The following is a 14963-nucleotide window of genomic DNA, read 5'->3' as shown; positions in this document are numbered from 1 at the left end:
TTGTCTCCTGGCTCTAGTTGCTGCGGGTGGCGGCGGCGCCGGCCAGAACGTCATCGGCGGGCACGACGATGCCGACCGGTGGGACACCACGATCGGCATAGTTGCGCTCGATCAGCGTCTTCTGCCCGGACAGTTTGGTGCGCAACCACTTTCCGACCACCCGCGACGCGACCCGCGGAGTCATCAGCGCCGCCGCCGGCTTGACCAGATGTACCACCGCGAGGAACTCGTTGTAGGTCTCGGGATCGTCGTGCACGAACTCCATCACCCGGTCCATGTACCAGGTGAGCGCCCCGAAGTAGAACGGACGCTTCTTCTCGACGTCCTTGAGCCAGTCGAAACGCAGGTTCTGTTCGCGGATAACGAACCAGGCGGTGTCCGCCATCTTGGCGATGGTGCGGAAATAACGGCGCGGCAGCGTGGGATCGGTGGGTGAGTACTTCTCCAGCAGCAGCTGCATCTCCCGGACTTCCTTGAGCGCCAGCGTCATCCCCAGACCGGACACCGGGTCGGCACTGGTGTAGGCGTCCCCGACCACCAGCAGCGCCCGGGGCAGGTTGCGCTTCTTCTCGTAGTGCAGCCGCAGCATGTTCGGGTAGCGGAAGTTGTAGATCTCCGATGCCGGCTCCAAGCCGTCGATGTTGTCGCCGATCACTTCAGAGGGCATCTGCTTGGCGAATGCGCGGAACTCCTCGGCAGTGCGCGGCGGCGAGTAGCAGTTGTAGGCGACCAGGGTGGTCGACAGCGTGGTGCGAGTGCTGTCGGTGTAGTACTGGGCGGCGTAGGTGTCTTCGAACGGCCGGTAGGCGTAGCAGATCACCATCACCTTGTCGTCCCACTGCCGCTCGGGCGGGACGGTGTGGAACATCGTGGAGTAGAAGCAGTTGATGATGTCCTGCTCGACCTCCGGTGAACCGATGCCCAGGCGTTCCAGGATCTCCGGGACGCGGGTGTTCTTGCCCGACGCGTCCACCACGAATTCGGCAGGGACCACGTCGAGTTCGTCACCGTCCCCGGCGACGGCCACCCCGATGATGGCGTCGCCGCTGCGGTCGTAGACCAAGTCGGCGACCTCGGCGTCATAGCGGAACGTGACCCAGGGTTCGGTGTCGAGCCGGCGCCGGACGCACCACTCCAGCAACGGCCTTGCAGCGCAGACGATCTGGATGTCACCGGTGCCGGGCTTCTTCCACTCACCTCCGAGCCGGATGCGGTACTGGGCGGCCATGTCGACGTCGAACGCACCCTCACGCACCATGTCGTCGATGATGCCGGGGAAGAAGCGCTCCAGTTCAATTCGCCCGGCGGTCAGCAGGTGATGCAGATGCCAGCCCTGGGCCGCACCCGGCCTGCCCTCGCGGCGGGTGTGCGGAGCGTCCTTCTCCAGCACGATGACGCGGTCGAATTTCTCGGTGAGCACCTTGGCCGCGGCGATCCCGGCGATGCTGCCGCCGATCACCACCGCGGTGCCCTTGCCGCGTGACCGCACGTCAGCTACGTCGATGGCAGCGTAGTCCAGACGCGCTGCGCTGCGGCGCCGTGCCGCGCCGCTGGGAACGAACTTCTCGTAGTACAGACCCGTTCCGTGAATACCGTTGTCGGTCAGCCAGTTCCGGGTGGCTTCCACCATGGCCGCCGGGCCGCACAGGTAGACGTCGGCGTTGCCGCCGTCGAACATCGACGGGTCGAGTACGTCGGTGACCCTTCCCACCGCCCCGTCCCAGGCTGCGTTCGGACGGGACACGACGGTATGGACTTCCAGCCCGGGCAACCGCACCTTCACAGCCTCGAGCTCGTCGAGCTTGCACAGGTCTTCGGCATGGGTGGCGCCGTAGACCACATGCACGGGCTGACCGACCTCGGCGTCCAGGCTCTGCACCATCGCCAGGATCGCCGAGATACCGGTACCTCCGGCGACGAAGACCAGCGGCCGCACGACGGGGCGCAGGTGGAAACTCCCCTTGCTGGCACGCATCGCGATCCGGTCGCCCGGCTTGGCCCGATCCCGAAGGTAGTCCGACATCGCGCCACTGGGCAGCAGCCGGACGATGAACTCGACCTCACTGCCCCGGCCAGCCGGGTGGGCATAGGAGTAGTTCCGCCACGCCGTGGTGCCGGGCACCTGCAGCTGAGCGAACTGCCCGGCCCGGTAGACCAGTGTCCCCAGATCGGAGGTGTCGATTCGCAGCAATGCGGTGGTCGTCGACAGCTGCTCCACGGCGGTCACCGTGCCGGTGCCGGCGACCAACCGCGCAGCGTTGTCATCGGCCGGGTACTGCAGGTCGATCACACAATCCGAGGACGCGAACGTCTGACAGGTCAGGATCTTTCGCTCGTCGCGTTCGACCTCCGAAAGACCCTCGGTGCGTCCCATCTCGTAGGCACCCGAGGTGCAGGTGGCCACGCAGGTGCCGCAGATCCCGCTTTGGCATTCGTTGACGATGGCGACGCCGTGCTCCTCCGCGGCATCCAGGACCGTCTGGTCCGGCCGGGCCGGCATCGTCTTGTTCGTGCCGTCCGAATACCGGACGGTGATCTGTCGCGCCTGCATGTCCATGTCCTTTCGGCGTCCCTGTCGGCCCCCGGTGGATGTTGTGCTAGACGATCGCGGCGGCCGGCTTCTTGGCGATCCGCGCGTTGAGCCGCGGCATGACCTCTTCGGCGAGCAGCCGCATCGATTCCTTCCACGGTCCCGGGTTGTCCCGGTAGTCGAACCCGAGGATCAGCAGGTGCCCGAAACCACCGACCTGGTCGTAGGTGGCTTCGAGCTTGTCGACCACCGTGTCGACCGACCCGACCACAAAGGTGTTCTCCGCCAAGTATTCCGGCGTGACGTCCTCATCGGGAACCGACGGGTTGTGCTTGTAGAACTTCGTCATGCCGAACATCCGGAAGGTCGGCAGCACGTACTCGCGCATATTGCGGCCCATCATGCCGTCCACGGCGTAGTGGAACGCCTGTTCGTCTGTCTCGGCGACGACCACCTCACGCACCAGACGCCAGTCCTTGCGGTCGGGTGTACGCCCGGACCGGGCTGCGCCCTCCAGCACCGCATCCCAGTGGGTGGCTACGTATTCGGTGTTGAGGTCCAGGCTCATCGGGAGATAGCCGCGCTCGCCGGCGAGCTTCAGCGTCTCCGAACCCGCGCTGAAGCCGGTGACCCCGATCGGCGGGTGGGGCGCCTGGAAGGGCTTGATGTGCCGCTTCATCAGACCTTCGAACATCGGTGCAATACCGTTGGCGTTCCAGTACTTTCCGCGGAACTCCCACGGCTTGTCCTCGGTCCAGACCTTGAGCATGATCTCGAGCGCCTCGCGGGTCATCTCCCGGTGCTCACCGTTCTGGCCGTCGACGTCGAACAGCGCCCAGTCCCCGGGGATGCCGCTGGCACCGACACCGAGCATGAAGCGGCCCTGGGCCAGGTGGTCGAAGTAGGCCACGCGGTGGGCCAGTTCGACCGGGTGATGGTAGGGCAGCAGGTGGGCGCCCGGGGCCAGCTTGATGTTCTTGGTCCGCAGCAGCGCCTGGGCCAGCAGGAGGTCGGGGGCGCAGATCGGTTCCCACGGGACGGTGAAGTGCTCGCCGACCCATGCCTCCACATAACCGAGCTGATCGGCGAGTTCGATGAGCTCCAGGTCCCACTGGGTCGCGTCGTAGAGGCTGCGCTCCGGCGGATGCGCCGGCATCAGGAACAGTCCGATCTCCATGGTGAACCCTCTCGGTAGTGGCCGAACGACCGCGCGTGGCACATCGGATGCGACGTACACCACAGTACTAGCAAGATACTTCACTCGGCGCAAGTTGCAATTTTCTACGTCATATGTGTCCCATTAGGGCGAAATTGTGTCGTATCAGCTATGGACATAATCGTTGAAGGCCGCGTAGCGTGCAGCTCCAGCGGCGGTGATCCGCGGCAAGGGAAGGGAGCATTCGTGCAGCATTTCGACTACATCTCCTACGAGGTCCTCCACAGCGGGAGGATCGCCGTGATCACGCTCGACCGCCCGAAGCAGCGCAACGCGCAGAACCGGGGGATGCTCGTCGAACTCGGGTTGGCGTTCGAACTCGCCGAAGAGGACGACACCGTGCGGGTGGTGATCCTGCGCGGAGCGGGGCCGAGCTTCTCGGCCGGCCATGACCTCGGATCCTCCGATGACGTCCGGGAACGATCGACCGGCGCCGGCCAGCACCCGACGTATCTCTGCAACGGCGGAACGCTCAGCGGCGCCGACGCCCGGCATCGCCAGGAATGGCACTACTTCTTCCAGAACACCAAGAGGTGGCGCAACCTGCGCAAGATCACCATTGCCGAAGTGCACGGAATGGTGCTGTCCGCAGGACTGATGCTGGCCTGGTGCTGCGACCTCATCGTCGCCGCCGAGGACACGATCTTCGCCGACGTGGTCGGGACCCGGCTGGGGATGTGCGGGGTCGAATACTTCGGCCACCCGTGGGAGTTCGGTCCGCGCAAGGCCAAAGAGCTGCTGCTCACCGGTGATTCCCTGGGTGCCGACGACGCGCACGCGCTGGGCATGGTCAGCAAGGTGTTCCCGACCGACGAACTGTCGGCACGCACTCTGGAGTTCGCCGCCCGCATCGCCAAGGTTCCCACCATCGCCGCGCTGTTGATCAAGGAGTCGGTGAACCAGAGCGTCGATGCCATGGGCTTCTCCAACGCCCTGGACTCCTGCTTCACGCTGCACCAGCTCAACCACTCGCACTGGGCCGAGGTGACCGGTAATCCGCTGGGCATCGGCACCGTGGAGCAAGGCCTCGAAGACTGGCGGCTCGCCCCGGAGATCCTGCCTGCCGACAAGAACCGTCCCTGACCGCCGGAGCGAAGAACACGTGGACATCGACTACCCGCCCGAAGCCGAGGCGTTCCGCGCGGAGATCAGGACCTTCCTGGCCGAGACCCTGCCCGCCGATTGGTCCGGCCCCGGCGCGCTGCCCACCGACGAGCGCGCTGAACTGCGCCACCAGTGGCGCAAGATCCTGTCCGACCGCGGCCTGGCCGCGGTCTCGTGGCCGCGACAGTACGGCGGCGGCGGGCTGTCGGCCATCGAGCAGGCGGTGCTGGCCGAGGAATTCGCCCGCGGCGGGGCACCCGAGCGCGAAGAGAACGACATGTTCGGGATCGACCTGCTGGGCAACGCGATGATCGCCCTGGGCACCGAGGAGCAGAAGAGACATTTCCTGCCGCGCATTCTGTCCGGCGAGGATCGCTGGTGTCAGGGCTTCTCCGAGCCCGATGCCGGGTCGGATCTTGCTTCGGTGCGCACCAAGGCGGTGCTCGACGGCGATGACTGGGTGATCAACGGGCAGAAGATCTGGACATCGGCAGGCCCGACGGCGAACTGGATCTTCGTGTTGGCCCGGACCGATCCCGAAGCACCCAAGCACAAGGGGCTGTCGATGTTGCTGGTGCCCGTCGACCAACCCGGGGTGCTCGTCCGGCCGATCGTCAACGCCGCCGGACACGAGTCGTTCTCCGAGGTGTTCTTCACCGACGCCCGCGCCCGCGCCGGCGACGTGCTGGGCGGTGTCGGCGGCGGGTGGGCCGCTGCGATGACGGTGCTCGGATTCGAGCGCGGCTCTCAGATCACCACCGCAGCAATCGAATTCGGCCGCGGACTGGACCGGCTTCGGACACTGGCCACCGAACGTGGCAAGCACACCGATCCCCTGATCCGCGACGGGCTGGCGTGGTGCTATTCGCGGGTGCAGATTCTGCGCTACCAGGGCTACCGCGGCCTGACCCGGCTGCTCAACGGGCAGCGTCCGGGTGTGGAGGCCGGGGTGAACAAGGTGATCTGGAGTGAGTACTTCCGCCGCTATACCGAACTGGCGGTCGAAATCCTGGGGCTCGATGCGTTGTGCGCCGACGGACCGGGCAACGGGGAGGCGTTGATCATGCCCGCCGCCGGAACCCCCAACTCCGCGTCCGCATGGCTCGACGAACTGGTGTATGCGCGGGCGGCCACCATCTACGCGGGGAGCTCGCAGATTCAGCGCAACGTGATCGGCGAACAGCTCCTGGGACTTCCGAAGGAGCCGCGCTGAGATGGACTTTCAGTACGACACCGACCAGGAAGACTTCCGGCAGTCGGTGCGCGACTTCCTCACCGAGGTCGCGCCACTGCCCCGAGTCCGGCAGATCGCCGCGACCACCGGGCACGACGAACGGCTGTGGCAGCGGGTCTGCCGCGAGCTCGAGCTGCCGGGTCTGCACGTGCCCGTCGAGTACGGCGGAGCAGGTGCCTCCCTTATCGAATCGAGCATCGCCTTCGAGGAACTTGGGCGCGCCCTGACCCCGACGCCGTTGGCCACCCACGTATTCGCGGTGAACGCGATTCTGGCAGCCGGAGACGAGGAGCAGCGGCACCGGCTGCTGCCCGGACTGCTCAGCGGGGCTCGGATCGCGGCGTACGCCGACACCGCACCCGTAACCGCCGAACGCACCGCGGACGGTCTGGTGCTGACCGGCGTGTGCAGCCCGGTGCTGCACGGCCACCTGGCCGACGTGATCGTGGTTCCCGCCGTCGTCGACGACGCGGTGGCGCTGGCCGTGGTGCCCGCTGACTCGCCCGGGGTCAGTGCCGAGGAACTCGCCTCCTTCGACATCACCCGTCCGGTCGCCCGGCTGACACTGCGGGCGGCAGCAGCCGAACTTCTCACCGGGGCAGCGGAAACTCTGGACCGGGTACCGGACAGCGCCCGGGTGCTGCTGGCCGCCGAGATGCTCGGCGGAGCGCAGGCCTGCCTTGATCTCTCCGTCGACTATGCCAGCAGCAGAACACAATTCGATCGCGCAATCGGATCATTCCAGGCGGTCAAGCACATGTGCGCCGACATGCTGATCGAGATCGACGCTACCCGGGTGGCGGTGATGTTCGCGGCGATGACCGCCGACGACCCTGCTGAACTGGCCGTCGCCGCCCCGTTGGTCAAGGCGCAGGCCGCCGACACGTTCAAGCTGTGCGCGGCCAATGCCATCCAGGTGCACGGTGGTATCGCGTTCACCTGGGAGCACGATCTGCACCTGTACTTCCGCCGCGCGAAGACCACCGAGGCGTTGTTCGGCAGCAGTAGCCACAACCGGGCGCTGCTCGCCGATCGCATCGGCATCTAGCCAGCACTGAGAGGACGCAACGATGACCGTCTCGGCGTCAACCGGGATCACGCTGAGCGACGTTCTGGCCCGCCATGCGCGGGTGCGCCCCAACCAGGTCGGTTTCGTCGACCCTCTGCGGCGCAGCACCTTCAGCGCGATGGACGACCGGGTCAACCGGTTGGCCAACGCCCTTGCCGAACGAGGCGTCCGCCGCGGCGACCGGGTTGCCGTGTTCGGATTGAACAGTATCGAGCTGGTCGAAAGCTGGCTGGCTGCCCTACGTCTCGGTGCCATCGCGGTGCCGGTGAAGTTTCGTCTGGTCGCTGACGAGATCGCCTACCTGCTGACCGACAGCGGGGCGTCGGCCGTCGTGGTGGACGCCGCGCTGGCCCCCACGCTCGAAGCGGCCCGGCAGTCGGCCGATTCGGTACACACGGTCATCACCATCGGCGGTGACCTGCAGGAGGTGATCGACAGCGCGAGCGCCGAGGCCCTGCGTGTCGACGTCGGCGATGAGGATCCCGCGTTCATCGTCTATACCTCGGGTACCACCGGCTTCCCGAAAGGTGCGGTGCTGAGCCACCGTAACCTCTACCTGCACGCGTTCAGTTCGATCGGCACGCTGGGTCATCGCGCCGACGACGACTGCTGGATGGGCGTCGCCCCGCTGTTCCATACGGCCGGGGTGTCCGGAATGCTGCCCGCGTTCCTGACCGGCGGCAGGGTCGTCATCCCGCCGTCGACGGGCTTCGACCCCGAGGCGATCGTGCGGACCATCGTCACCGAACAGGTGACCTCCTGCTGGATGACCCCCGCGCAATGGCAACTGGTCTGCTCGTTGGACGGCCTGAGCAAATGGGATTTCTCCCGGCTCCGCCGGATCTGGTGGGGTGCGGCACCGGCGTCGAACACCTTGCTGCAGAGGATGATCGACGCCTTTCCGCACGCCGAGATCGTCGCCGCCTTCGGGCAGACCGAGTGCAGTCCGATCACCTGCCTGCTGAGTGGACCCGATGCGGTCCGCAAGATCGGCTCGGTGGGCACACCGATGCTCAACGTCGAGGTCAGGATCGTCGACGACGACATGAACGACGTGCCTGTGGGCAGCGTCGGCGAAATCGTCTATCAGGGCCCGCTGGTGATGCGGGAGTACTGGAACAAGCCCACCCAGACCGCCGAGGCCTTTCACGGCGGATGGTTCCATTCCGGCGACCTGGTCCGGCAGGATGAGGACGGCTACATCTATGTGGTCGACCGGAAGAAAGACATGATCATCTCGGGCGGAGAGAACATCTACAGCGCCGAGGTGGAGAACGCCGTGGCAGCGCACCCGAAGGTCACCGAGGTGGCCGTCGTCGGGGTACCGGATCCGACCTGGGGAGAAACACCGTTGGCGGTCATCGTCCCCCACGACCCGGACGACCCACCGACCGTCGAGGAGATCGAGTCGCACTGCCGGGTTCACTTGGCGGGCTACAAGCGCCCGCGGCGGATCGCGATCGTCGACGCACTGCCACGAAACGCCGGCGGAAAGGTTGTGAAACACGTGCTGAAGGACACGCTGGGCCAACAACAAACGCCGAGGTCCTACGCGGCCGGTGAGCAGACCGTCGCCCTGCTCGACGAGACCATCGGCGCGAACTTCGAACGCACGGCAGTGCAGTACCCCGGCGTCGAGGCGCTGGTCGACGTGCCCACCGGCAGGCGCTGGACCTACGCCGAACTGGACGCCGAGATCAACCGCCTGGCACGAGGTTTGATCGCCGTCGGCGTCGAACAAGGCGACCGGGTGGGCATCTGGGCGCCCAACTGTGCGGAGTGGGTGATTCTGCAGTACGCCACGGCCAAGGCCGGCGCCATCCTGGTCACCATCAACCCGGCCTATCGGACCCACGAGCTGGCGTATGTGCTGAATCACTCCGGGGTGCGAATGTTGTTCTCCGCCACAGAGTTCAAGGGCTCCGACTACCGCGCCATGGTCGCCGAGGTCCACCCCGAGGTGCCGGACCTCCGCGATGTCGTCTTCCTGGGCACACCCGATTGGGACCGGCTTCGCGAGCGCGCTGACAGCGTCGGCGACGAGGATCTGCGACGCCGGATGGATCTTCTGGCCCCGTCGGACCCGATCAACATCCAGTACACCTCCGGCACCACGGGTTCGCCCAAAGGTGCGGTGCTCTCCCATCGCAACATCCTCAACAACGGCTACTTCGTCACCGAGCTCATCAACTTCTCCCCCGAGGACCGGCTGTGTATCCCGGTGCCCTTCTATCACTGCTTCGGCATGGTCATGGGCAACCTCGGCTGCACCACGCATGGCGCGACGATGGTGATCCCCGCCGCCGGTTTCGACCCGGCGGCCACGCTCGCCGCCGTCGAGCAGGAACGCTGCACCGGGCTGTACGGAGTGCCGACGATGTTCATCGCCGTGCTCAGCCACCCGGACCTGGCCAGCCGGGATGTCACCTCGCTGCGCACCGGGATCATGGCGGGCTCACCGTGCCCGGTGGAGGTGATGAAGCGGTGCATCGACGAGTTGAACATCGGCGAGGTCTCGATCGCCTACGGCATGACCGAGACGAGCCCGGTGTCCTGCCAAACCCTCATCGACGACGATCTAGAGCGGCGGACGGCGACCGTCGGCCGGGCCCACCCGCACGTTGAGATCAAGATCGTCGACCCGGACACCGGCGCGTTCGTTCCGCGCGGCGAACCCGGCGAGTTCTGCACCCGCGGCTACTCGGTGATGCTGGGCTATTGGCGCGACGACGACCGCACCCGGGAGGCCGTCGACTCCGACGGCTGGATGCACACCGGGGATTTGGCCGTGATGCGCGACGACGGCTACTGCCAGATCGTCGGCCGCATCAAGGACATGGTCATCCGCGGTGGTGAGAACGTCTACCCGCGCGAGATCGAGGAGTTCCTGCACTCCCATCCCGACATCGACGACGTCCAGGTGATCGGCGTGCCCGATGAGAAATACGGTGAAGAGATCTGCGCGTGGATCAAGATGCGCGCCGGTGCCGACGCCCTCGACGCCGCGGCAGTGCGGGAGTTCGCCACCGGCAAGCTGGCTCATTACAAGATCCCCCGCTATGTCCGGGTGGTCGAGGAGTTCCCCATGACCGTGACCGGCAAAGTCCGCAAAGTCGACATGCGTACCGAGTCGATCCGCCTGCTCGATCTGTAGAGCGGCGCTGTCTCACAACCAGAGTCAAACGCCACGCACTTTCCTATGATGCGACGATGGCCGTCGACGCTGTCGCGCCCACCAGCGCCGAAGCCGCGCGGTATCGCGCCGCGGGCTGGTGGACCGACGCCACACTCTCGGACTTCGTCACCGCCAATGCCGCCTCAACACCGGACAAGGCCGCCTACATCGACTTCGATGCCGCTGGCCCGGAGCGGACCCTGACCTGGTCACAGTTCGACACCGCCACCACCAACCTGGCCACACAACTACAGGCACTGGGGGTCACCCGGGGTGATCGGGTGGCGGTGTGGCACGGCGACACCTCGTCGATCCACGTGCTGCTGGTGGCCATCGAACGATGCGGCGCGGTGACCGTCGGGCTGGGGGCGCGGGCCGGAGTGCGCGAAGCCAGCCACATCGTGCGCAGCACGACGCCGGCACTTCTGGTCAGCGATGCGCACCGGCGAGACCAGGCCGCCGCGGCGGCTGCCGACACCTCCGTGCCTGCGGTGGTACTCGACTCCCTTGGCCAGCTCCGCATCGACCCAGCGCCCGTGTCAGGAGCGGCGCTGTCCCCCGTCGGGCCCGACGAACCGTTTCTGATCAACTCCACGTCGGGCACCACCGGCCTGCCCAAGTGCGTCGTGCACAACCAGAACCGCTGGCACTACTTTCACCTCAAGGCCGTCGCCAACGGCGAACTCACCGCCGACGACGTGTTCCTGCCGGTGATCCCCATCCCGTTCGGTTTCGGACTGTGGACCTCGCACATCACGCCCCTTCACCTCGGCACGACGACGGTGCGCATCGAACGCTTCGACGCGGCGGCCACCTGCGCGGCCATCGAACGCCACCGTGCGACGGTGCTGTGCTGCGTCAGCACGCAGCTGATGATGATCCTGGCCAGCGATGCCTCCCGCGAGCACGACCTGAGCAGCCTGCGGGTGGTGTTCACCGGTGGCGAGCCGCTGCCCTACACCCAGGCCGCGCAATTCGAGGAGCTCACCGGCGTGACGATCCTGCAGTTCTACGGGTCCAACGAGACCGGCATGCTGAGCGCCACCACCACGCAGGACTCGCTGCACCACCGGCTGCGCACCGCCGGGCGCATCGTGCCTGAGATGGCCGTGCGGCTGTTCGACGGCGACACCGATGTGACGGAATCCGGCCGCGGGCAACCGGTTTGCCGTGGACCTGCGCTCAGCATGGGCTACCTGGGTGGGGTCGACCACGACAAGCTGTACACCGCCGACGGCTGGATGCGGATGGGTGACATCTGCGAGCTGGACGCCGAGGGTTATCTGCGGCTGACCGGACGAACCTCGGACTTCATCCTGCGCGGCGGCAAGAACATCAGTGCGGTCGAGGTCGAGGAGGTGGTGGCCACCCACCCCGCGGTCGCGGTTGCCGCGGCGGTGGCGATGCCCGACCCGCTGTTCGGCGAGCGGGTGTGTGTGTACGCCGAACTCAAGGACGGTTACGCGCTGGATCTTGCGGGGCTCGTGGAGCACCTGCTGTCCCAGGGCATGTCCAAGGAGCTGCTGCCGGAGCGCCTGGAGATCCTCGATGAACTACCGCGCTCCTCGGGCGGCAAGATCGCCAAAGGCCGACTTCGCGAGCTCATCCGGTCAACACTGGAGCAATCATGAGTAACCACGAAGTACGCCAGGGCGGATTGGGCGTATGGGCGCCGTCGAAGGTGCCCCGCATCGGGGTGGACCTGACCGATGAGCAGAAGATGGCGATCGCATTCCGCCACCTCGCCGATATCGGGTTCGCCGAGAACATGGCCGGCCACATCACCTGGCAGCCCGAGGGCCGCAGCGATATGTACGTCAACCCGTGGGGATTGTGGTGGGCCGAGCTCACTGCCTCCGACATCTGCGTGGTCGACCAGAACGCCCACGTGGTCAGCGGCCGTTGGGATGTCACCCCGGCGATCCACATCCACACCGAGATCCACCGGCACCGGCCCGACGCGCGGGTAGTGATCCACAACCACCCCTACTACGTCAGCCTGATCGCCGCACTCGGGGTGCTGCCCGAGCTCGTCCACCAGACCGGAGCCCTGTTCCTCGACGATATGTACTTGGTCGAGAAGTACGACGGAGAGGTCGACACCCCTTGGCGCGCAGCTGAATTAGCCGAGCAGATCGGCCCGGCCAACCTGGTGGTACTGGCCAACCACGGTGTCATCGCGATGGGCCACGACGTGGCGTCCGCGGTGTACCGGGCGGTGTCCATCGACCGGGTGTGCCGGTTGGCCTACGACGTGATGCTGACCGGTCGCACTCCGTCGCAGATGAACCGCGGCGACATGGTGGGCATGCAGGCGTCACTGATCGAGCGGGCGGCCGACGTGTACTGGGCGGGTGCGGCACGTATGACCATCAAAGCCGACCCCACCGTCCTGCACTGAAGGAGCGTGCCCCATGGCGTCCATCGACGAATTGCAGACGAACCTCAACTTCACCACCGCCAAGACCGGCGCCGACCGCACCGTGACCTTCCTGCCCGACCCGCCGCGCGCCACCCGGCACTACACCGTCATCTCCGTCGACGACCACATCGTCGAGCCGCCGGACACCTTCGAGGGCCGGGTACCCCGTAAGTTCGCCGACCGGGCGCCGCGGGTGGTGGATACCGACGACGGCGGCCAGACCTGGATCTATGACGGGCAGTCACTACCCAATGTCGGCTTCAACGCGGTGGTAGGCCGGCCAGTCTCGGAGTACGGCTTCGAGCCGGCCCGATTCGACGAGATGCGCCGCGGCGCCTGGGACATCCACGCGCGGGTGGCCGATATGGACCTCAACGGCGTGTATGCCTCGCTGAACTTCCCCTCGTTCCTCCCCGGCTTCGCCGGCCAGCGCCTGCAGCAGGTGACCAACGATCGCGACCTGGCGATGGCAGCGGTGCGGGCCTGGAACGACTGGCATCTGGAGGCCTGGGCCGGCGCGTACCCGGACCGGATCATCCCGTGCCAGCTGCCGTGGCTGCTGGATCCCGAGGTCGGCGCCACGATGATCTACGAGAACGCCGAACGCGGCTTCCACGCGGTGACGTTCAGCGAGAACCCCGCGCTGCTGGGTCTGCCGACGATTCATTCCGGGTACTGGGAGCCGTTACTGGCCGCCTGCGCCCACACCGGCACGGTTGTGAACCTGCACATCGGGTCGTCGGGAACCTCACCCTCCACCACCGCCGACGCCCCTCCAGACGTGGCCGGTGTGCTGTTCTTCGCCTATGCGATCACCGCTGCGGTGGACTGGCTGTACTCGGGGGTCTGCACCCGCTACCCGGATCTGAAGATCTGTTTGTCCGAAGGTGGAATCGGCTGGGTGGCAGGGCTTCTGGACCGCCTTGACCACATGCTGAGCTATCACGAGATGTACGGCACGTGGAAGGCGCTCGGCGAGACCCTGACACCGGCGGAGGTGTTCAGCCGCAACTTCTGGTTCTGCGCCGTCGAGGACCAGTCCTCGTTCATCCAGTACGAACGGATCGGCGCCGACAACATTCTACTCGAGGCGGACTACCCGCACTGCGACTCCACCTGGCCGCACACCCAGGAGACCATCCGCGAGCAGATCCAGACGCTTCCCGCCGACATCATCCGAAAGGTGACCTGGGAGAACGCTTCCCGGCTCTACCAACATCCGGTTCCCGCGGCGGTTGCGCGGGATCCAGACGCCTACTGACCGTCGAGCCAGTTCGAGATCGCCGCGACCGCATCGCGGAAGAAGATGCGATACGGACGGTCGCAGACATAGCCGATGTGCGGTGTGGCCAGCACGTTGTCGAGCGTCCGCAACGGATGGCCCGCCGGCAGCGGCTCGGTATCGAAGACGTCGAGGGCCGCCCCGGCGATCGTCCTGGACCGCAAGGCGTCGACAAGAGCTGCCTCGTCGACGATTGGCCCGCGAGAGGTGTTGACCAGCAAGGCGGTTGGCTTCATCTGACCGAGCTCTGCTGCTCCGACCAAGCCGGTGGAACGTTCACTGAGCTTCATGTGGATGGTCAGCACGTCGGCGGTGGCGAACAGCTCGTCCTTGGTGACCAGGGTGGCACCGGCCTGGCTTGCCGCCTCCACCGTGAGATTCCGGCTCCACGCGATGACCGTCATGCCGAAGGCTTCACCGATGCGGGCAACCCGCGCACCGATACGCCCCACCCCGAGTACACCCAACGTGCGACCGGACAGCTCGCGACCTACCGAGGTCTGCCAACCGCCACCGCGCACCGACCCGCTCTCGACCACCAGGTTGCGTGCCGCGGCCAGGATCAGCGCCCATGTCAATTCGACGGTGGAGGCCACGGTGCCGCCGGTGGTTCCGACGACGATGCCGCGCTCCTGCGCGGCAGCCATGTCGATCGAGGCGTTGAACGGTCCAGTCGACGCGATCATCTTCAATCTAGGAAGGCGCTCGATAATGCTACGCGGCAACGGTGTTCGCTCCCGCATCACCATGACGGCGTCGAATCCGGACAACCGGGCCACCAGCTCGTCAGGATCCGCCAGGTGATCGGTAAAGACGGTCAGGTCGGCTCGCTCGGTCACCGGGGTCCAGTCGGCCATCCGGTGTGCGACGTTCTGGTAGTCGTCGAGGACTGCCACCTGCATGCGCCTGACATCAACGGTCATGCCCGCAG

Annotated in this window: 10 protein-coding genes; 7 read left to right on the top strand and 3 right to left on the bottom strand. The window is 66.3% G+C overall.

All coding sequences use genetic code 11. The features are described from left to right. Window positions 1-13: 13 nt before the first annotated feature. Together G6N35_RS00705 and G6N35_RS00700 are read right to left on the bottom strand one after the other, a co-directional pair. Window positions 14-2551, bottom strand: coding sequence for a 2Fe-2S iron-sulfur cluster-binding protein (locus G6N35_RS00705; RefSeq protein ID WP_163802353.1), 2538 nt, complete (start codon window positions 2549-2551; stop codon window positions 14-16). Window positions 2552-2597: 46 nt separating this feature from the next. Further along, complete coding sequence (locus G6N35_RS00700) at window positions 2598-3707, bottom strand: LLM class flavin-dependent oxidoreductase (RefSeq protein WP_163802352.1); 1110 nt, start codon at window positions 3705-3707, stop codon at window positions 2598-2600. 225 nt (window positions 3708-3932) lie between these two features. On the opposite strand from G6N35_RS00700, the gene G6N35_RS00695 reads away from it, so the two are divergent. Genes G6N35_RS00695 through G6N35_RS00665 form a run of 7 tightly spaced genes read left to right on the top strand, consistent with a single transcriptional unit; the run spans window position 3933 to window position 14011 of the window. After that, the gene (locus G6N35_RS00695) at window positions 3933-4829 is read left to right on the top strand and encodes an enoyl-CoA hydratase (protein WP_163802351.1); all 897 of its coding nucleotides are present in this window, start codon (window positions 3933-3935) and stop codon (window positions 4827-4829) included. A gap of 19 nt (window positions 4830-4848) precedes the next feature. Continuing rightward, entirely contained in the window at window positions 4849-6063 is a 1215-nt protein-coding gene (locus G6N35_RS00690; RefSeq protein WP_163802350.1) for an acyl-CoA dehydrogenase family protein, read from the top strand. Window position 6064: 1 nt separating this feature from the next. Further along, entirely contained in the window at window positions 6065-7132 is a 1068-nt protein-coding gene (locus G6N35_RS00685; protein WP_163802349.1) for an acyl-CoA dehydrogenase family protein, read from the top strand. 22 nt (window positions 7133-7154) lie between these two features. Beyond that, window positions 7155-10307, top strand: coding sequence for a long-chain-fatty-acid--CoA ligase (locus G6N35_RS27700; protein ID WP_163802348.1), 3153 nt, complete (start codon window positions 7155-7157; stop codon window positions 10305-10307). Window positions 10308-10363: 56 nt separating this feature from the next. Further along, window positions 10364-11959: a class I adenylate-forming enzyme family protein gene (locus tag G6N35_RS00675; RefSeq protein WP_163802347.1), complete on the top strand. Its 1596-nt coding sequence runs from the start codon at window positions 10364-10366 to the stop codon at window positions 11957-11959. Continuing rightward, window positions 11956-12729 (top strand): class II aldolase/adducin family protein, encoded by a 774-nt coding sequence (locus G6N35_RS00670; protein WP_163802346.1) that lies wholly within the window; start codon window positions 11956-11958, stop codon window positions 12727-12729. The genes G6N35_RS00675 and G6N35_RS00670 overlap by 4 nt, the downstream gene beginning before the upstream one ends. A 13-nt stretch (window positions 12730-12742) precedes the next feature. Beyond that, on the top strand, window positions 12743-14011 hold the full coding sequence (locus G6N35_RS00665) for an amidohydrolase family protein (RefSeq protein ID WP_163802345.1): 1269 nt from the start codon (window positions 12743-12745) through the stop codon (window positions 14009-14011). On the opposite strand, the gene G6N35_RS00660 is transcribed toward G6N35_RS00665, so the two are convergent. After that, the gene (locus G6N35_RS00660; RefSeq protein ID WP_246224155.1) at window positions 14005-14955 is read right to left on the bottom strand and encodes a D-2-hydroxyacid dehydrogenase family protein; all 951 of its coding nucleotides are present in this window, start codon (window positions 14953-14955) and stop codon (window positions 14005-14007) included. The two genes, G6N35_RS00665 and G6N35_RS00660, sit on opposite strands and share 7 nt — an antisense overlap. Window positions 14956-14963 lie beyond the last annotated feature (8 nt).

This window comes from Mycolicibacterium anyangense (assembly GCF_010731855.1).
Lineage (GTDB): Bacteria > Actinomycetota > Actinomycetes > Mycobacteriales > Mycobacteriaceae > Mycobacterium > Mycobacterium anyangense.
The sequence above is the reverse complement of the archived record's forward strand: the minus strand, read 5'-3'. Positions and strand labels throughout refer to the sequence as shown.